The organism is Paraburkholderia sp. RL18-085-BIA-A, assembly GCF_046027075.1.
Classification (GTDB): Bacteria; Pseudomonadota; Gammaproteobacteria; order Burkholderiales; family Burkholderiaceae; genus Paraburkholderia.
The window spans coordinates 47,521-64,772 of the sequence record NZ_JARESU010000011.1 but is presented as its reverse complement, the minus strand read 5'-3'; the positions used below and the strand labels follow the sequence as shown (position 1 = coordinate 64,772).

The following is a 17,252-nucleotide window of genomic DNA, read 5'->3' as shown; positions in this document are numbered from 1 at the left end:
CGCTTCGCCGTATACAATTCGGCAGCGCCTGATAATTGCCCGCTTCCTTGCCCTATACCGAACCGCTTCCATCCATGCCGAATCCAACCCGGGCCTTCCTTCTCGGCCCGCTCCTGAAAGGCGTTTCACGCTCCTTTTATCTCACGCTGCGCGTGTTGCCCGCCGGCATGCGCGATCCGATCGGCCTCGCCTATCTGCTCGCGCGCGCGGCCGACACGATTGCCGACACCTCGCTGATCTCTCCCGAGCAACGGCTCGCGTTGCTGCTGTCGCTGCGCGATGAGGTGAACGGCGCAACCGACGACGGCTCGCTGTTACGGCGCATGGCCGACGAAGTGGCGGGCCAGCAGATCCAGTCGGACGAAAAGGTGTTGCTCGAATCGTTGGGCCCCGCGCTCGACGTGCTCTCGCATCTGAGCGAAGCGGATCGCAAGGCCGTGCGCGGCATCGTATCGACGCTGACCGAGGGTATGGAGTTCGATCTGCGCACCTTCCCCGACGAACGGTCCGGCCAGATCGCGGCGCTGCGCGAATATGACGATCTCGACCGCTACACGTATCTGGTGGCGGGCTGCGTCGGCGAATTCTGGACCACCATGACCTACGCGCACATGCCGGGCACGCTCAACGAGCAGCCCGACACGATGGCGCGCCGGGGCGTGCGGTTCGGCAAGGCGCTGCAGATGACCAATGTGCTGCGCGATTGCGGCAAGGATTTGCGGATCGGCCGCTGCTATCTTCCGCAGAGCATGCTGGATCGACATGGGTTGAGCGCTCAGGACCTGCTGCTGCCGGCCAACTCGGTGCGCGCGCGGCCGCTGCTGGTCGAGCTTTTGCGCAAGACGCTCGATCATTTCCGCGAAGCGCTGGAATACATGCTGGCGATTCCGGCCTTTTCCGTGCGTTTGCGGCTCGCCTGTTTGTGGCCGATTCTGATCGGCCTGGAGACGCTGCTGTTGCTGGTGGATAACGACGCGTGGCTCGATCCGCAGAAGGTCTCCAAGGTACGCCGCAACACCGTGTACCGGATCATCGCGTCGTCGCTGCTGCTGGTGCCGTCGAACACTCTCGTGCGCAATGCGATCGAAAAGCGGATCGGGCAGATCGAAGCGCGCCTCTGCACGTAGTGCAATCAACGCTGGATCAATCGGATTTCACGTATGCCATTCACGATGAGACGTGTGAAATTTTCCGCTTGAGGCCTCAGCTTGATGGCGGCGTCGGGGTTTGCCATGCTTCACGAAGCCGAGCGAGGTGTGCTTTATCGTCGCGCCGGCAGTGCAACGCCCCTTGACTTAATGCGCATCATTGAATAGCGCCGGATCGGGAAAGCCCTAGGACCGTGCATCGCTGGATCGCGTTAGTCTCTTCTAAAAGGAGGCGAAGCATGAGACAAGCGTTCAATATTGCCGTGGTCCTGCTGCTCGGCTATCTGATGGCGGATAGGGCGTTGATGCGTGCGCAAGCCGGAGAGATAGGCACCATCACGTGCCACCAGGGTGCGGAACTGGTCAAATCGAACGCGTTGAAGAAAGGCTTTGGAGACACCGGGGCCAGCAGCCAAGGGGAAAATTTCCTGTCGAGCTGTCTCGTGACCGGCCGTGGTCAAGTGGGCGATCTGATTGCACGCGATTGATCGCGATCGCCGGGCCTGACGACTCATACAAGCGTCTAGCCGAATATCAACGGCGCCCGGACAGCGCCGAGAAAAAGCGCCCAGACCGCGAAGGCCCGGGCGAAGTCATCGGGAGCCCGATGACGGAGGTATCGAATACAGAACTGGCCCGCGATCACAATCATTCGGTCGCGGGCCAGTTCATTTGAGTCAGGATGCGCGCCTCATGGACGCGCTGAGCGGCGGATCAGCGTACGACGTCGCACCCGCGGATTATGTCGCCGGGCAACTCGCTAGCAACGCACCACCGTTTGATGGCTGCTTACTGGCCGAAGTAGATCGACTTCGGACCCGTGACCGGAGCCGTATGGCCCGATTGCGACGAGCCGCTTACCCCACCGCCAAAGCCGCTTGCTGCCGATTGCGCAGTGCCGTTTTGCGCATCGACACGAGCTTGCGCGGCCTGAATGTCAGCCGGGTAGTGCGGATCGGCGTGGCCCGGTTGATAGCCGGCCTTTTCGAGTTGAACCAGTTCGGCGCGCACCTGGGCGCGGGTCACGGGCTGGTTGGATTGCGCAAACGAAGCGACAGGAGCGGCCAGCACAGCGGCGATAACAACGGCTTGAATGAGCGATTTCATGATGAACTACCTCCAGTTCGGTTTTAGTCTTGCTGCGAACGTCCTCGTTCGTGGTCAGTGATTACATTGTAGTTTTGCGATCTGGAGAGAGTAATGGCTGATCCAGGTAAGGTTTATTGCAAATTTTGAGATAAAGACTGGAACTTCGCGACGTGGTGGTTTGTGCGCCGAGGCGGCGCTTCGCTGAAGATGCCGCCGCTCGGTCCTCCCACTAACCTCGCCGCGTCGGCGCGGCAGCGTCCTTTTGCGGCGTGCCCGCTGCGCCATCCAAGGATTGCAACCGCGTGAACGCCTGACCCGTACGCCGATCCCGCTGGTCTTTCGCTTGGTAGAAGTCCCGGCTGAGCCACTGTCCGACGCTCATCAACGTCGAACCCAACGCGCTCTTGAAGCGAACCCACGCGTTCTCCGCGCGGGCGAAATCCGCGGCCGATTCGACGACTTCCGATGCCAATCGGTCCAGCTCCGCGTGCAGATAGTCGGCGAAATGGTGCAGCCCATGCTGATTGCCGTTCGACGATTTCTTTTCCAACTCCACGTGCTGCGCGATCAGCGATTGATTGGTCACGCGGATAAACGCCGGCGTATCGGTGCGGGCCTCGCCCGTGCAGCGAACCGCCACACCGACGCTGGCCGCGGCCCGCGTGCGATTGCCGAGCGGCGGGAACTGCCATTTGTCGCAGAGATACTTCAGCACGCTGCAGTGATCGAATTGCGCGTGACACACGCCCGCATCGCACCATGGCGATACCAGAAGGGCGGGCACGCGCACGCCGAGCTGGGTGAAGCTGAAACTGCCGGTGTGCTTGTCGGGCGCGACCGCGTTGGATGGCGGCACCACATGATCGTAAAAGCCGCCGTGCTCATCGTAAAGGATCACTAACAATGTCCGCTCCCACAATGCCTGATTCGAGCGCAGCGCATTGTAGGTATCCGCAATCAGTTTCTGCGCCTTCATGATGTTGTGTGGCGGATGGTCGTCGTTCTGCGCTTCGCCGAAGTACTTCGGCTCGATCAGCACGAACTGCGGGAAAGCGTCGGCGGGACCGGCCGCGTCGCCGAAGAACGTGTCGAACTTGTGATAGTTGGCGAGGTTCTCCGCCCGACGCTGATTCTTCAATAGTAGCGAGGCTGGAAAGTCGTAGAAGTAGATCTTCCAGGTTTTACGCGCGGCGTTCAGACGGTCGAAGATCGTGTCCTGGTCCTGGCTGGTGTACCACGCAGGATTCAGAGCATCGAGTCCCGAAGGCATGTCGATCTCTCCCTTCGACGTACCCGTGAGCGCGAAATAGCGGTTCGGCCACGTGGGGCCCGGCATCGGCGCAAACCACCTGTCGCACACGGTGAATTGCGAGCCCAGCGTGTGCAGCGCGGGAAGATAACCGAGCGGGTAGTAACCCATGATGGCTTGCCGCTCGGCGTAACTGCTGTTCGGGTAGTCGTGCGTGAAGGAGCGCACGAAGCCGCTGTTGTTCCCCGCGATCTGATCCAGCACCGCGCGATGCCCATGATTCGGATCGAGTTGCATTTGCCGTTCGCACGTCTCGCGAACGAAGAACGTATGCCCTTTGCCGTCGTCGTTGGATTTGGACGCTGCATTGCGCACGCCGTCCAAACCCTCGTGCACGGCGTCCAGACAGCCGAGCATTTGATCGAAGGAGTGGTTCTCCATCAGCAGCAGGACCACATGGTCGATCGGATCCTTCTGTGCGCCGTCGTGCACGTCACTCATCTTCGTCGCTCCAATGGTGGAGGGGATGGATTCCGTATGCGTACCGCCGTGTCAGCCACGCCTTTTGAACTGGCCAGCGTTGCCAACGTAGCGCAAAACGCGCGGCGGCGAAAGAGCCTTGCTGCTGGACCGGCCAAGCTGCAAAACCTGCGAAGCAGGCGGCGGCAAACTGCTAGCCCGCCGGCGCTGCTTCGCGTGAATGACGAACGGCGTGTCAACTGCCCGAGAAGATCGGCCCCTGTCCACCCGGCGTGAACGACTGGAGCACTTCATGCGCGACCTGGGCCGGCGCGGCTTGCGCATGCGCTGCCGATGACGGCGCAGGTTCGCGCAGAGTGAGCGCGCTATCCGCCGTAATCGGCACGCTGGGCTTGGCGAGCAGTTCGGTTTTCCGCATCGATCCGACCGAGGTGCCGAAGTAGTAGCCGATGATACTGATCCACGCAGTGCCCAGCGCGCCCACGATCACGTTGACGAGATCCTTGTTGGAGCCCGGCAAAGGCTGGAACGCCATCAGCAGAAGTATGCCGAAGAACCCCGTGGTGACGGCCATCGCGAGTACCTTGGGGACCCAGTCGCGATTGGTGGTTCCCATGGCGCGCGCGTTGGCCCGATCGTCGGCCTGGATGCGCGCCATATCGGTTTCGTGCGCGAGTCTCGCCTGCGCCGCCGTGACCACGAGTTGCTGCAATTGCAGCGAGTTCGCACTCTCGGCCTGGCGGATCTTTTCGAGCGCGCCGGGGTCGTTCAACGCTGGTTCGACGAAGGACGGATCGCTCGGCGTGCCGAGCGCATGCGAGATGATTGCCGCGGCCGCTGTCACGCCCAGTCCGACCGGACCGCCTACGAGCCCGGCGAGAAGCGGGGCGGTGGTGCCAATGTTCGTCGCTACTTTTGACCAATCCATCATGCTGCTCCCAGAAGAAGGTTGGCGGCCATCCGTTCGGTCCAGCCACGGCTGAAGCTCGGCCACGTATGAAGGTTGCGCAGATACCGCAGTCGATAGGCGGCGAAGCGCATCACGAATTTCATCGGGTCAGCGCTTTTGACCGCATCCAGTGTGTCCGGGCCGAACTTGCCGTCTTCCTTCGCCCCGGAAGCTTTTTGCATCCACAACACGACGAGGCCGCCGTTGTAGTTCGCGTCGAAGATATGGAAGGCCACGCGCGGGTCGAGTTCGTCGAGGTGCAAGGGGTCCCAGTACTTCTGCTTGGCAATCTGCTGCGCGGTCTCCAGCGGCAGATCCTTCATCGCGCCGGTGTAGCCCTGACCGCGTGCGACGCGCGCCGTCACGCCCCACATCGTTTCGCCACCGGGATCGGCCGGATTGAACGAATAACCACCTTCGTTTCCGATCAGAGCCTTGAATGCGTCTTCAAAGTTGTCCATCGACATTTCTCCTCTGCTGCTGTGAGTACGACAACGACATGGGGTGCTTCCGCGGTTACGCTTCGGCATTGCGTGGTGCTTCAATTGACGTTTGTAACTGAAGTGCTGGGCGTTGATTCGAAACGGGTCGGGCTCGAGCGTCGGGCGTCGGCGTGTCCGGTGTGCCGCCGTCTTCTACGGTGTTGGCGAGCCGCGCTAGTTGGGTCTCGTGTGCGGACAAGGTGCCCGCGTCGCGTTGCAGCGCTTCTGCGTAGTTGCGCAGGGCGCGACGCAGATCCCCCTTGTGATCGAGGGCGCGGCCTAATTCCGCGTAGGACGGCGCAAGATCGGGGCGAAGCCGGACGGCGCGGGAGAGCTTTTCGATCGCGTCGTCGTATCTGCCGACGCTGTTGAGCGCTTCGCCCCAGTCGTGCAGGTTGTCGACGGAGTCCGGGTTCATTTCGTCAGCCTGCTTGAACGCATCGAGTGCTTCGTTATTGCGATGCGCATGCAACAGCACGTCACCGAGAAGACGCAGGTTTTCAGCGGTCTTCGATTTTTCGCTCGCGCCGGCACGCAATGCGTCGAGCGCGTCGTCGAGTCGGTTTTGCTGTGCCAGCGCACGGCCGAGGCTCGCGCGCAGAACCGCCGAATGTTTGTAGATGGTCAGCGCGTCGCGGGTTTGCCGTTCCGCCTCTTTCGCTTTCGACTCGCCCTGATCGGCGAGCAGCCACGCTTTGCCCGCAAGCGCCCATTCCCCTTGCTCGGACGCGGGCAGTGCGAGTACTTCGTCATAGATCGCTACGATCTCGTTGTAATTGCAGTTCGTCAGCGAACACCTGGTTTTGCGGACATCCGAATAGAGGTGACTGGCGAGGATGTTCGGCTCGGCGAGCCGCATCGCCTTGACAGCGATCTCTTGCACGAACTTTTCCAGGTCATGCCCTTCGAACGCAACGATGCTCTCGCGGGAGTTGAACGGGCCGCCTTCTATCTGCACATGAGCAATGTAAGAGTCCCTGCTGCCCTTTACTTCCGTGACGCCGACGTGAACGACCACGTCCGTGCGCTTGATGACCCCCTTGATGAAGCGGACCGTCGACGCATACGACATCTCCGGACCCGGAATCTGAATGTCGGGTTGCGCGTCGGTGTCGGTCATCGTGTCGTGAGGAATGGAGTCGGCGTCCTGAGCGATATCCCGCATCGACGACATGATTCGCTCGGCGAGAAAGCCCGCCGTGTAGCCGCGCTCTGTGAGCGTTTGCGGCGTTTCGACGGGCGGCACCAGCAATTGCCGGGTTAGCACGCCGCGCACGACGAGGCAAATTGAGCCGATGGTGAGCAGCAGCAATAGCCACGACACTAAGTACGGCCATATGTGCTTCGGCCCACGACCGATGAGCCACACGGCACGCAACCAGAGCGGCACGAATCCCGCGAAGTGTCGGCTGTCGTGACGCCGCGCGGCGCCGCCTGGACGGAATGGCCGGCTTCGCCAATTCATTGGGCGGCGTTGACTCTGTGTACTCGACATGGCGCACCTCGTTGCAAGCGTTGTTGGTAACTACGCGACTGGGGTGGCCGCAGTTATGCATCGACCGTGCCATTAGGCGCTGGCCCTTGTGCGAGGGGCGTTCAGGGGGTAACGGGGAGGGGGAGAGCGGGAAAAGTGTTGCGCGCCGGCCAACGCATGTCGGTCGGAAGTTGGCTGACGGATGACACTACGCGGAGCAAAGTCGCGCGAGAACAGCAAAACGCGCGATCAGGAAGAGTGGAGTCGATTAGACGCCGCATTCGCTTCCTGATGTGAGAACGAAACAGGCGCTGAGTTATTCAAGCAACCAAGCAGCCAAAAAAAAATGCCGTTCAGTCCCGGACTGAACGGCTTTGAACTACGAGGCTGAGACATGCATGGCCAAACTACACGGCCAGACACGGCCCGTTTAAACCGCTTGAGGCCGCCACTTCAACAGACGGTGCTCGATTGCGGTCAACAGATAATCGGCGGCCAACGCGACTACGGCCAGCACGATCATCGCCGCAAATACGCCGCTCGCATTGAACGCGCCCTGCGCGGTGGAGATCAACAGACCGATACCTTGCTTGGAGCCGAGAAACTCGCCGACCACCGCACCGACCAGCGCAAAGCCGAAGCTCACGTGCAAGCTGGCGAGAATCCAGCTCAGCGCAGACGGAATCACCACCGACGTCGTCACCTGGCGGCGCGACGCGCCGAGAATCTGCGCATTCGCAATCATGTAGCGATCCGCTTCACGCACGCCCTGGAAAGCATTGGCGAACACGACGAAGAACACCATCACCACCGCCAGCGCCACCTTCGACGCCATGCCGAGACCGAGCGCAATCACGAATACCGAGCCCAGCACCACGCGCGGAATCGAGTTGGCGATCTTGATGTAGAGGCTGAACACATCGGACAGCAGCTTGTTGCGGCCGAGCACGATGCCGCAGAAGATGCCCGCCACCGAACCGATAATGAAGCCGAGTCCGGTTTCTTCGAGGGTGACCCACACCTGCGTAAGCAGCGGACCCTGCGACGTGCCGTTCACGAACCAGTCGACGATCTGATCGAAGATCGCGCTCGGCATCGAGAAGAAGAACGGGTCGATCCACTTCAGGCGCGCGGACAGTTCCCATCCGCCGAGCACGACCACCAGCACGAGTACGCGCAGCGTGATCACCAGCGCATGACGCTGCCGGATGCGTTTTTGCGCGACGCGTTCCACCTGGGCGAGCGACGCGGCATCGATGCCTGACGGCATCATCTGTTGAGAGGTAGTAGACATGTTTGCCGTTCCTTGATTAACCGATCTGCACTTCTTCGCGCAGGTCGTGCCAGATGTCGCGCGAGATTTCGATGAAACGCGGGTCGTAGCGAACCTCCGACGTGACGCGCGGACGCGGCAGGTCGATTTCGTACACCTTCTTCAGCGTCGCCGGGCGCGCGGTCAGCACGAACACGCGGTCGGCAAGCGCAATCGCTTCTTCGAGATCGTGCGTGACGAACACCACCGAGCCGACACCCGCCCACAATTGCAGCAGTTCGTCCTGCATCAACGTGCGCGTTTGCATGTCGAGCGCCGAGAAGGGCTCGTCCATCAACAGGATCTCCGGCTTGTTGATGAAGGTCTGCGCGAGCGCGACGCGCTTGCGCATGCCGCCGGACAACTGATGCGGATAGTGCTTGCCGAACTTGTCGAGACCCACGCGGCGCAGCCATTCGTTGGCTTCGTCATACGCGGCCGACTTCGAACGGCCGCGATACAGCGGACCGGCGGCCACGTTGTCGAGCACCGAGCGCCACGGAAACACGGCGTCCGCCTGGAACACGAAGCCGATGCGCGGGTCGATGCCGTCCACCGGCGCGCCCATCACGCGCACTTCGCCGGTGGTGGGCTTCAGCAGTCCCGTGATCATGCTGAGCGTGGTGGACTTGCCGCAACCGGTCGGGCCGACCACCGCGACGAATTCGCCGCGCGCCACCGACATGCTGAAGTCGCGCAACGCGATCGTCGCCTTGCCGTCCGGAGAAATGAAACGGCACGACACGTTGCGCATCTCGATTGCTGGCGTCTCGCGTGACATAGGTTGATTCATCGGCTGGTGCCTCCCGGTTCTCTTGATGTTTCTCTTGATGTTGAAGGAGCGTTACTTCGCCGCGGTCTTCACCGGCGCCGACAGATAGTCGTTGCTGTACGTCCTGGCGAGGTCGATGTGCTTGCCCTTCACCGAAGGATTGAATGCCGACAGCACCTTCAGCACCGTATCCGGGCCGTCGGCGGGCATCTTGCCGTCCTTCGTGAACATCGGCAGCGACGCTTTCAGCGCGCCGACGTACAGGTCCTTGTTGTTGCCGTAGTAGTCCTTCGGCATCTTCGCGGCGATCTCTTCGGCGCTATGCGTCGAGATGAAGTTCAGCGTGCGGGCGAACGCGTGCGAGAGCTTCGCGGCGTCGTCCTTGTGCGACTCGGCCCACGCGCGCTGCACGTAGAAGCTCGAAGCCGGATAGGTGCCGCCGAGCGCGGCGCGCGTGCCTTCCAGCGTGCGCATGTCGACCAGCACCTTGGCGTCGCCGGTCTTCAGCAGTTGCGAGACGGTCGGCTCGGTCGTCATGCCGGCGTCGATGCGGTTTTGCTTGATCGCCGCGATGAAGCTGTTGTCCGCGCCCACCGGCAGCAGCGTGTATTGCGTGGAGGGCACGCTCGCGCGCTGCGCGAGGTATTGCGTGAGGAAGCTCGTCGACGAGCCGAGCCCGGTCACGCCGAGCGTTTTGCCCTTCGAGTCGGCCATGCTCTTGAAGGAGTCGGCCGCCTTGGTCGACACCATTTCCACTTCACCCGGCACCTGGCCGAAGATCACCAGCGCCTGAACTTCCTTGCCTTTGCTTTGCAGGTCGATCGTGTGATCGTAGAAGCCCACCACGCCTTGCACCGCGCCCGCGAGCAGTTCGTTTTCCGCGTCGACGCCGGCCGGCTGGGAGAGGATCTCGACATCGAGGCCTTCGTCCTTGAAGTAGCCGAGCTGTTCGGTGAGCCTGGCCGGCAGATAGATGATCTTGGTGGCGCCGCCAACCATGATCGTGAGCTTTTCGGCGTGAGCGGCGGCCGAGGCGGCGGCAAGGGTGAACGCAACACCTGACACGGCGGCAATCTGGCGCAAGGTACGCATGAAGCAGTCTCCTTAGGTTTGGTCGCCGCGGGGATGGCGCGCGGCGCTTTCTGGATGAATGACGGCGATTATAAAAATTGGAAACCTTCTGCCAGCTTTCTGCGGCGCGGGCAAATCATGGGTGTTAACCCGAGACTCCGTGGAAACCCCCACTGCACCAGCGCGAGCGTATGCGTCAAACCACACGGGAAGCGCGCAACCCCCCTGTTTTACGGCACAATCGACGGCCTGACTTTTGCCGTGCTCGCCATGAAGCTGCTGCTCATCGAAGACAACCCCACGCTGTCCCACTGGCTCGCGAAGATGCTGGAGCAGGAGGCGTTCGCACTCGACGCGGTGCAGGACGGCGACGCGGCCGATCAACTGCTGCGCACCAATCACTACGACGTGATCCTGCTCGACCTGAACCTGCCGAAGCTGTCGGGCAAGAACGTGCTGCGCCGGTTGCGCCAGCGCGGCGACGCGACGCCGGTGCTGATTCTGACCGCGAGCGGCTCGATCGACGAAAAGGTGGAGCTACTCGGCGCCGGCGCGGACGATTATCTCGTCAAGCCATTCGAAGTGCGCGAGCTGGTTGCGCGGATCAAGGTGGCGATTCGCCGCCAGTCGCCGTCGAAGGCTAGCGAAGTGGTGTGTGGCGATCTCGCGTTCGACATCGACACGCGCCAGTTCACGCTGAAAGGCGCGCCGCTGAACGTCACGCCGCGCGAGCGTTCGGTGCTCGAAGCGCTGATTCTGCGGCTCGGCAAGACGGTAACGAAGCCCGCGCTGGTCGACGCGATCTTCACGCTCGCGGACGAGCCGAGCGAGGACGCGGTCGAGATCTACATTTCACGTTTGCGCAAGAAGCTCGACGGCAGCTCGGCGGCGATCGTCACGCTGCGCGGGCTGGGCTATCTGCTGCGCAAGAAAGACGATGACCAATAGCCTGCGGATGCGCCTGTTGTGGTGGCTGCTGGTGCCGCTCGCGTTATACGTGTTTGTCACCGGCAAGGCCGAATACGACAACGTGCGGCGCACGGCGGATCTGGTGCAGGACAATCAGCTGATCTCGTCGGCGCGGATGATCGCGGGCGAGGTGGAATGGGTGGACGGCTTTTTGCGCGTCGATGTGCCGCCCGCCGCGCTCGAAATATTCGTGTCGCCCTATCGTGATCAGGTGTTCTACAGCGTGCGCGTCGACGATGGGCGGCTGCTCGCGGGCACGCCGGATTTCCCGGCGCGTGCGCCGCAAGCTGCCGACAGGCCCGACCACTACGACACCGAGCTGCACGGTCAGCGCGTACGCGCGGTCGGAATCGTGCGGCTGATGTACGACAATGGCGCGACGCGCCGCGTGCGGATTACGGTCGGCAAAACCATGCGTTCACGCGACGCGATGGCCCGGCAATTGTGGCAGCCGCAACTCGTGAGGCAGATCGCGATGATCGTGCTGGCGGTGGCGCTGGTGTGCATCGGACTCACGTTCGAGTTGCGGCCGCTGATGAAAGTGAAAGACGACGTCGCCGACCGCGATCCGATGCAGCTCGAGCCGATTCGCGTCGAACGTCTGCACACCGAGTTGCGGCCCATCGTCGAAGCGATCAATCAGTGCATCGCGCGGCTCGGCTTGCAGGTGGCCGCGCAACGACGTTTCATCGCCGATGCCGCGCATCAGTTGCGCACGCCGCTCACGCTGCTCGGCACGCAGTTGCAGTTCGCGCGTCAACAGGACGGCATCAATCCCGCGCTCGACGAAGCCCTGGCGGCGATGCATCGGAGCAATCGTTCGATGGTTGGGCTTACCAACAAGCTGTTGTTGCTGGCGCAGGCCGAGGCCGTCGACAACACGCAAGTCGCGGTCGAAATCGTCGACCTCGTGCCGCTCGCGATGGAAGTCGTGGAAGACCTCGCGCTGCTCGCGCAGGCTCGCGACATCGATCTTGGTGCCGAATTGAACGGCGCCGCACCGGTGGCCGGGCATCGCGGCCTGCTTCAGGCGCTGATCGCCAACCTCGCGGAGAACGCGATTCGCTACACCGGCAGCGGCGGCCACGTCACGGTCGCCGTGCATGCCGGCGCCGATAGCGTCACCGTGAGCGTGCTCGACGACGGCCCAGGCATTCCAGCCGAGTCGCGCAGCCGGGTGTTCGAACCGTTCTTCCGGGCGTCGGCGGATACCGAAGGGACCGGCCTGGGTCTTGCGATCGTGCGTGAAATTGCCGACTCGCATCACGGCGAGATCTCGCTCAAGCCGGGCGCGGGCGGCAAGGGCGTGCATATCAGCGTGACGTTTCCGCGAGCTTTTGAAGAGCGTCACGCTGTGATGTAAGGCCGAGTGCGTCGACGGGAAGCAGCGCATATCAAACGTCAGCGCAAGCGAGGCGGTGTGCGAGCGAAACGCCGTTGCATCGTCGTGCTACAAAGCAACTAAACCGATAACCCACCAGGCGACCCGACTCACACCCTCAACCCGATTCACTCCCCACCACCGCTCGCGCGTCCCTTCGCTTTTTTCCCCGCGCTACCCGAAGACACCAACGCCTCCAGCCCCTCGACCATTTCCCGCGCCGCAGTCTGGAGCTCCGGCACAAATCGCCGCCTGGCTTCCGCAAGCGTGACCGCGCGCGACAGAAACACCACGTTCAAACTACCCAGCACGCGCTGCTCATACACGATCGCGACGGCCACCGCGCCGATCTTGCTTTGCGCGGCCCAGTCGCCGTGATTTGAGCCGAACCCGTCCGCCCGGACTCGTCGCACGATACTGCGGATGAGCGCGTCGTTCGACGCGAGCGCCTTCTGTTCTTCGCCGCCCGCGCCCGAGCGCAGCAGGTCGAGAATGTCCTCGCGTTCGCCATCGGAACACATCGCGAAGTAAGCGCGGCCCGCGGCGGTGAGCAGAATCGGCAGGCGGCGGCCGACCATCGAACGATGAAACGACAACGTGCTGAAGCGATGCGTCGTCTCGCGGATGATCATCGCGTCGCCGTCCGGCGTGGTCAGATCAGAAGGCCATGCAACGCGTTGCAGCAGCCGTCCCATGATCGGAGGCGCGATCGTCGCGATTCGTTCGTCGTCCGTAAAACCTTCGCTCAATGCACGCACCTTGAGCGTCAGACGAAAACTGTCGTCCGACGCGCTGCGTCGCACGAAGCCTTCCTCCATCAGCGTTTCGAGCAGCCGTCTGACGGTGGTGCGATGCAGCCCCGTCAGTTCGCTGAGCTGCTGGCTCGTGGCGCGGCCACTGTCCATCGAATTGAGCGCCTGCAACACCTGCAGTCCACGCGACAGACCTCTGACACTGGCGTATTTGGTCACCAGAAAATCCCTTTTAAATCAACTATGTGCATTCTATGCACAATTTTCACAATTTGTTGAGCGAGCAGGGTGGTGGTCCTAGACTGCGAACAAATCAAAACGATTCATGGAGACGCAAGCCATGGTCCGTGGGCGAGTTCTTCGCCGCGGCCGTGAGCGGTTCCCGCTTGCCGCGCTCCCTGATCATTTCGACCCAGTTCGTTATCTGACGCGACGGCGGCTTGCGCCGCGCGCGAGAAAGGAGACAGCATGCCCCCCTCTCTTGATCCGGTGGCCGCTCAAGGTCACGGCGGGACCGTATCCGCCGACGTGGCGATTATCGGCGCCGGCCCGGTTGGTTTGATGATCGCCAACTATCTCGGCTTGCAGGGCGTACGCGTCGTGCTGGTGGAGAAGCTCGACCAGATTATCGACTATCCGCGCGCCATCGGTCTCGACGACGAAGCGTTGCGCGTGTTCCAGTCAGTCGGCCTCGCCGACGCGCTGTTGCCCCACACCACCCCCGATCACTGGATGCGTTTCGTCACGCACACCGGCCATTGCTTCGCGTCGATCGAACCGCGCACCGACGAATTCGGCTGGTCGCGCCGCAACGCGTTCATTCAACCGCTTGCCGACCGCGTACTGTACGAAGGTCTGCGCCGCTTCCCGCATGTCCAGGTGTTGTTCGGCAACAGCGTCAGCGCATTCACGCAGGACCAGACCGGCGTCACGATCGAAACGCAGGACCACAAAGGCGGCTGCCGCACGATTCGCGCGTCGTACATGGTCGGCGCCGACGGCGGCAACAGCTTTGTGCGACGCGTGCTCGACGTGCCGTTCGAAGGACGCACGAAGCCGAATCAATGGATCGTCGTCGATGTGCGCAACGATCCGATCGGCTCACCGCACGTGTACATGCATTGCGATCCGAAGCGGCCGTATGTGTCGGCTGCGCTGCCGCACGGCATCCGCCGCTTCGAATTCATGGTGATGCCGGGCGAGACCGAAGAAGAGTTGTCGAAGCCGGAGAACATGGCGGCGCTGATCCGCAAGGTCGTCGCCGATCCGGAGAAGGTCGACTACATCCGCAAGCGCGTCTATACGCACAATGCGCGGCTTGCCAGCCGCTTCCGCGTGGACCGTGTACTGCTGGCCGGCGACGCCGCGCACATCATGCCGGTGTGGCAGGGCCAGGGTTACAACAGCGGCATTCGCGACGCGAGCAACCTCGGCTGGAAGCTGGCGATGGTGGTCAAGGGTCTCGCCGGCGACCCGCTGCTCGATACGTACACCGCCGAGCGCCGCGCGCATGCCCGCTCGATGATTCACCTCTCAGAAGTGGCCGGCGACATCTTCGCGCCGACGAGCCGGTTCGGCATCAAGTTCCGTGACGCGTTCGTGCGCACGTTCAATCTGTTTCCGGCGGTCAAGCGCTACTTCGTCGAAATGCGTTTCAAGCCGATGCCGCGCTACGAAACCGGCGTGGTGCTGCTCGCGCGCAGCGAGCGCAAGCATGGCTGGCTCGCGCGTGTGCTGGAACGCTCGGGTCATTCGGCGCCGGGACGCCTGCTCGGGTTGATGAGCGAGAAGCGCGAATCGCGCCTCGGCCGTCTCGTGTATGGCCGCGATCCGCACTGCCATTCGCCGGTGGGCCGCATGTTCATTCAGCCGCGCGTGCGCACGGTGAACGGCGAAGTGATGCGTCTGGACGATGTGCTCGGCAACCGCTTTGCGATCCTTGGTTGGGGCTCCGATCCGACCTTCGGCCTGTCGCCGGCGGCACGCGAAATCTGGCAGCGGCTGGGCGGCTGTTTCGTGATCGCGAAACCGGACACACAGCTCTCTTTCCACGAAGACGTGCCGGTCGACGTGATCGCCATCGGCGACGTGAATGGCCGCATGAAGGACTGGTTCTCGCGGGTGCCGGAATCCGTCGTGATGGTGCGCCCCGATCGTTTCGTCGCGGGCATGTGCACGCCTCAGCAGGTCTCGTCGCATATCGTCGAGCTTGCCGCCAAGCTGAATCTCAACACGGCGCTACGGCAGAGCGTCGCGGCGAATATCAACGAACCGATCGCGGCGCGCGACAGCGTCGCCGCCGCCGCGGCCGTTGCCGCCGTTGCAACAGGAGCCTGACATGCCGATGCTACTCGAATGCCTGTCGCACACGCCGCTCGCCGGCTATTACGACCCGGCACCGGAAGTCGTCGCGGAAGTCGAGCGGCTTCACGCAGCGGCGCGCGCGCGCGTCGCCGAGTTCGATCCCGAACTGGTGGTCATATTTGCGCCGGACCACTACAACGGCTTCTTCTACGACGTGATGCCGCCGTTCTGCATCGGCGCGTCGGCCAGCGCGATCGGCGACTTCAAGAGCCTGGCCGGCCCGCTCGACGTGCCCGCCGACACCGCGCTCGCACTCGCCGAAGCCGTGCTGGCGAGCGACGTCGACGTGGCGGTGTCGTACCGCATGCAGGTCGATCACGGCTGCGCGCAGGCGCTGGAACTGCTCACGGGCAGCCTCGACCGATATCCGGTCGTTCCCGTGTTCATCAACTCGGTCGCGCCGCCGATGGCCTCGTGCCGCCGTGCGCGCCTGCTCGGCGACGCGCTGGGCCGGGCGCTCGCGCTTCTGAACAAACGTGTGCTGGTGATCGGTTCGGGCGGCATCTCGCACGAGCCGCCCGTGCCGGAACTGGCCGGCGCGAGCGAAGAGGTCGCCGAGCGGCTGATTGCCGGCCGCAATCCTTCCGCCGAATCGCGGGCGGCGCGCCAGGCGCGCACGGTCGCGGCGGCGCGCGCATTCGCAGCGGGTGACAGTCATTTGCACGCGCTCAATCCCGAGTGGGACCGCGCGTTCCTGAAGCTGCTCGAAGACGGCGAACTGACGGCGCTCGACGGCCTGACCAATAACGCGATCACACGCGCCGCCGGCAAATCCGCTCACGAGATTCGCACCTGGGTCGCGGCGTTCGGCGCGTTGAACGCATGCGGGCCATATCAAGCGACGCTCGACTACTACCGGGCGATCCCCGAGTGGATTGCGGGCTTCGGCGCAATGCACGCGCGTACTGTCGCCGCCAACGCCTAACCAAACGAGGAAATCGCTATGAACACGCTCAACCATGCCGAAGCGCTGGCCCTGCAACTGCGCGAATCCGAACGCACGCGTCGGACCATCGCGCCGTTGCGCGACGACGCGCGCTTCTCCGAATTGAACAACGCGGCCGATGCCACCCAGCTCGCCTACGCGGTGCAACAGGTCAACGTCGCGGCGCGCGTTGCGGCCGGTGAGCGCATCGTCGGCCGCAAGATCGGGCTGACGTCGCCAGCGGTGCAGCGCCAGCTCGGCGTCGATCAACCGGACTTCGGCGCGCTGTTCGCGTCGATGGCCTACAACGACAGCCAGCCGATCCCGCTCGGTGAACTGATCCAGCCGAAGGTCGAAGCCGAGATCGCGCTGGTGCTCGAACACGATCTCACGCACGAGCGCCACACCTACGCCGATCTGATTCGCGCGACAGCTTACGCGGTGGCGGCGATCGAAGTGGTGGACAGCCGCATCGAAGGCTGGAATATCCGCTTCGTCGATACGGTGGCGGACAACGCGTCGAGCGCGCGCTTCGTACTCGGCAGCCGTCCGGTGTTGCTGCGCGATGTGGATCTCGCCGCCTGCGCGATGACGCTTTCGGACGACACCGAAGTGCTGTCGCGCGGCAACGGCTGCGCGTGTCTCGGCAATCCGCTGAACGCCGCCGTATGGCTCGCGGACCGCATGGTTCAACTCGGCACGCCCTTGCGTGCCGGTGATGTCCTGATGACCGGCGCACTCGGTCCGATGGTCACGGTGACGCAACCCGGCACCTTCAGCGCGCAGATCGACGGTCTCGGCAGCGTCCGCGCGACTTTTTCCGCATAAGCATGCA

Annotated in this window: 16 protein-coding genes; 7 read left to right on the top strand and 9 right to left on the bottom strand. The window is 63.0% G+C overall.

All coding sequences use genetic code 11. The annotated features are described in order from the left end of the window. Positions 1-74: 74 nt before the first annotated feature. Positions 75-1,127 (top strand): phytoene/squalene synthase family protein, encoded by a 1,053-nt coding sequence (locus tag P0D89_RS10455; RefSeq protein ID WP_408356358.1) that lies wholly within the window; start codon positions 75-77, stop codon positions 1,125-1,127. 260 nt (positions 1,128-1,387) lie between these two features. Beyond that, positions 1,388-1,636, top strand: coding sequence for a hypothetical protein (locus P0D89_RS10450; protein WP_408356360.1), 249 nt, complete (start codon positions 1,388-1,390; stop codon positions 1,634-1,636). Between the two features lie 301 nt (positions 1,637-1,937). Here the strand turns inward: P0D89_RS10450 and P0D89_RS10445 are convergent, their stop codons facing one another. The 8 genes from P0D89_RS10445 to P0D89_RS10410 all read right to left on the bottom strand — a co-directional run bounded on the left by P0D89_RS10445 (position 1,938) and on the right by P0D89_RS10410 (position 10,047). Further along, the gene (locus tag P0D89_RS10445) at positions 1,938-2,255 is read right to left on the bottom strand and encodes a DUF4148 domain-containing protein (RefSeq protein ID WP_408356362.1); all 318 of its coding nucleotides are present in this window, start codon (positions 2,253-2,255) and stop codon (positions 1,938-1,940) included. Positions 2,256-2,466: 211 nt separating this feature from the next. Beyond that, positions 2,467-3,987, bottom strand: coding sequence for an alkaline phosphatase family protein (locus tag P0D89_RS10440; protein ID WP_408356364.1), 1,521 nt, complete (start codon positions 3,985-3,987; stop codon positions 2,467-2,469). 214 nt (positions 3,988-4,201) lie between these two features. Continuing rightward, positions 4,202-4,894 (bottom strand): hypothetical protein, encoded by a 693-nt coding sequence (locus tag P0D89_RS10435; protein ID WP_408356366.1) that lies wholly within the window; start codon positions 4,892-4,894, stop codon positions 4,202-4,204. Beyond that, positions 4,894-5,376 (bottom strand): glycoside hydrolase family 108 protein, encoded by a 483-nt coding sequence (locus P0D89_RS10430; RefSeq protein WP_408356368.1) that lies wholly within the window; start codon positions 5,374-5,376, stop codon positions 4,894-4,896. Before P0D89_RS10430 ends, P0D89_RS10435 begins: the two co-directional genes overlap by 1 nt. 55 nt (positions 5,377-5,431) lie before the next feature. Then, positions 5,432-6,892 carry a tetratricopeptide repeat protein gene (locus P0D89_RS10425; protein ID WP_408356370.1) on the bottom strand — a complete coding sequence of 487 codons (1,461 nt, stop codon included), beginning with the start codon at positions 6,890-6,892 and terminating at the stop codon, positions 5,432-5,434. A gap of 409 nt (positions 6,893-7,301) precedes the next feature. Further along, a complete protein-coding gene (locus P0D89_RS10420; protein ID WP_408356372.1) occupies positions 7,302-8,165 on the bottom strand; it encodes an ABC transporter permease in 864 nt (287 codons plus the stop codon). 16 nt (positions 8,166-8,181) lie between these two features. Beyond that, positions 8,182-8,976: an ABC transporter ATP-binding protein gene (locus tag P0D89_RS10415; RefSeq protein WP_408356374.1), complete on the bottom strand. Its 795-nt coding sequence runs from the start codon at positions 8,974-8,976 to the stop codon at positions 8,182-8,184. Positions 8,977-9,027: 51 nt separating this feature from the next. Next, positions 9,028-10,047 carry an ABC transporter substrate-binding protein gene (locus P0D89_RS10410; RefSeq protein ID WP_408356376.1) on the bottom strand — a complete coding sequence of 340 codons (1,020 nt, stop codon included), beginning with the start codon at positions 10,045-10,047 and terminating at the stop codon, positions 9,028-9,030. 249 nt (positions 10,048-10,296) lie between these two features. Between P0D89_RS10410 and P0D89_RS10405 the strand changes: the two genes are divergently transcribed. Both P0D89_RS10405 and P0D89_RS10400 read left to right on the top strand, forming a co-directional pair. Next, entirely contained in the window at positions 10,297-10,974 is a 678-nt protein-coding gene (locus tag P0D89_RS10405) for a response regulator (RefSeq protein WP_149671183.1), read from the top strand. Further along, positions 10,964-12,358: a sensor histidine kinase gene (locus P0D89_RS10400; RefSeq protein WP_408356378.1), complete on the top strand. Its 1,395-nt coding sequence runs from the start codon at positions 10,964-10,966 to the stop codon at positions 12,356-12,358. Before P0D89_RS10405 ends, P0D89_RS10400 begins: the two co-directional genes overlap by 11 nt. 146 nt (positions 12,359-12,504) lie before the next feature. Here P0D89_RS10400 and P0D89_RS10395 read toward each other — a convergent pair whose 3' ends face one another. Further along, a complete protein-coding gene (locus P0D89_RS10395) occupies positions 12,505-13,347 on the bottom strand; it encodes a DNA-binding transcriptional regulator (protein ID WP_408356380.1) in 843 nt (280 codons plus the stop codon). Positions 13,348-13,596: 249 nt separating this feature from the next. Here P0D89_RS10395 and P0D89_RS10390 point away from each other — a divergent pair, with 249 nt between their 5' ends. From P0D89_RS10390 to P0D89_RS10380, 3 genes are read left to right on the top strand one after another with little or no spacing between them, the layout of a single operon-like run. Next, positions 13,597-15,465 (top strand): bifunctional 3-(3-hydroxy-phenyl)propionate/3-hydroxycinnamic acid hydroxylase, encoded by a 1,869-nt coding sequence (locus P0D89_RS10390; protein WP_408356382.1) that lies wholly within the window; start codon positions 13,597-13,599, stop codon positions 15,463-15,465. Between the two features lies 1 nt (position 15,466). Beyond that, positions 15,467-16,417 (top strand): 3-carboxyethylcatechol 2,3-dioxygenase, encoded by a 951-nt coding sequence (locus P0D89_RS10385; RefSeq protein ID WP_408356385.1) that lies wholly within the window; start codon positions 15,467-15,469, stop codon positions 16,415-16,417. Between the two features lie 18 nt (positions 16,418-16,435). Next, entirely contained in the window at positions 16,436-17,245 is an 810-nt protein-coding gene (locus tag P0D89_RS10380; RefSeq protein WP_408356387.1) for a fumarylacetoacetate hydrolase family protein, read from the top strand. Positions 17,246-17,252 lie beyond the last annotated feature (7 nt).

What these genes read in the sequence shown, in the direction of transcription:
- P0D89_RS10400 (WP_408356378.1), top strand. Translation starts at nt 10,964, where the DNA reads ATGACCAATAGCCTGCGGATGCGCCTGTTGTGGTGGCTGCTGGTGCCG.
- P0D89_RS10415 (WP_408356374.1), bottom strand. Translation starts at nt 8,976, where the DNA reads ATGAATCAACCTATGTCACGCGAGACGCCAGCAATCGAGATGCGCAAC.
- P0D89_RS10410 (WP_408356376.1), bottom strand. Translation starts at nt 10,047, where the DNA reads ATGCGTACCTTGCGCCAGATTGCCGCCGTGTCAGGTGTTGCGTTCACC.
- P0D89_RS10455 (WP_408356358.1), top strand. Translation starts at nt 75, where the DNA reads ATGCCGAATCCAACCCGGGCCTTCCTTCTCGGCCCGCTCCTGAAAGGC.
- P0D89_RS10405 (WP_149671183.1), top strand. Translation starts at nt 10,297, where the DNA reads ATGAAGCTGCTGCTCATCGAAGACAACCCCACGCTGTCCCACTGGCTC.
- P0D89_RS10450 (WP_408356360.1), top strand. Translation starts at nt 1,388, where the DNA reads ATGAGACAAGCGTTCAATATTGCCGTGGTCCTGCTGCTCGGCTATCTG.
- P0D89_RS10420 (WP_408356372.1), bottom strand. Translation starts at nt 8,165, where the DNA reads ATGTCTACTACCTCTCAACAGATGATGCCGTCAGGCATCGATGCCGCG.
- P0D89_RS10430 (WP_408356368.1), bottom strand. Translation starts at nt 5,376, where the DNA reads ATGGACAACTTTGAAGACGCATTCAAGGCTCTGATCGGAAACGAAGGT.
- P0D89_RS10390 (WP_408356382.1), top strand. Translation starts at nt 13,597, where the DNA reads ATGCCCCCCTCTCTTGATCCGGTGGCCGCTCAAGGTCACGGCGGGACC.
- P0D89_RS10435 (WP_408356366.1), bottom strand. Translation starts at nt 4,894, where the DNA reads ATGGATTGGTCAAAAGTAGCGACGAACATTGGCACCACCGCCCCGCTT.
- P0D89_RS10445 (WP_408356362.1), bottom strand. Translation starts at nt 2,255, where the DNA reads ATGAAATCGCTCATTCAAGCCGTTGTTATCGCCGCTGTGCTGGCCGCT.
- P0D89_RS10440 (WP_408356364.1), bottom strand. Translation starts at nt 3,987, where the DNA reads ATGAGTGACGTGCACGACGGCGCACAGAAGGATCCGATCGACCATGTG.
- P0D89_RS10385 (WP_408356385.1), top strand. Translation starts at nt 15,467, where the DNA reads ATGCCGATGCTACTCGAATGCCTGTCGCACACGCCGCTCGCCGGCTAT.
- P0D89_RS10425 (WP_408356370.1), bottom strand. Translation starts at nt 6,892, where the DNA reads ATGTCGAGTACACAGAGTCAACGCCGCCCAATGAATTGGCGAAGCCGG.
- P0D89_RS10380 (WP_408356387.1), top strand. Translation starts at nt 16,436, where the DNA reads ATGAACACGCTCAACCATGCCGAAGCGCTGGCCCTGCAACTGCGCGAA.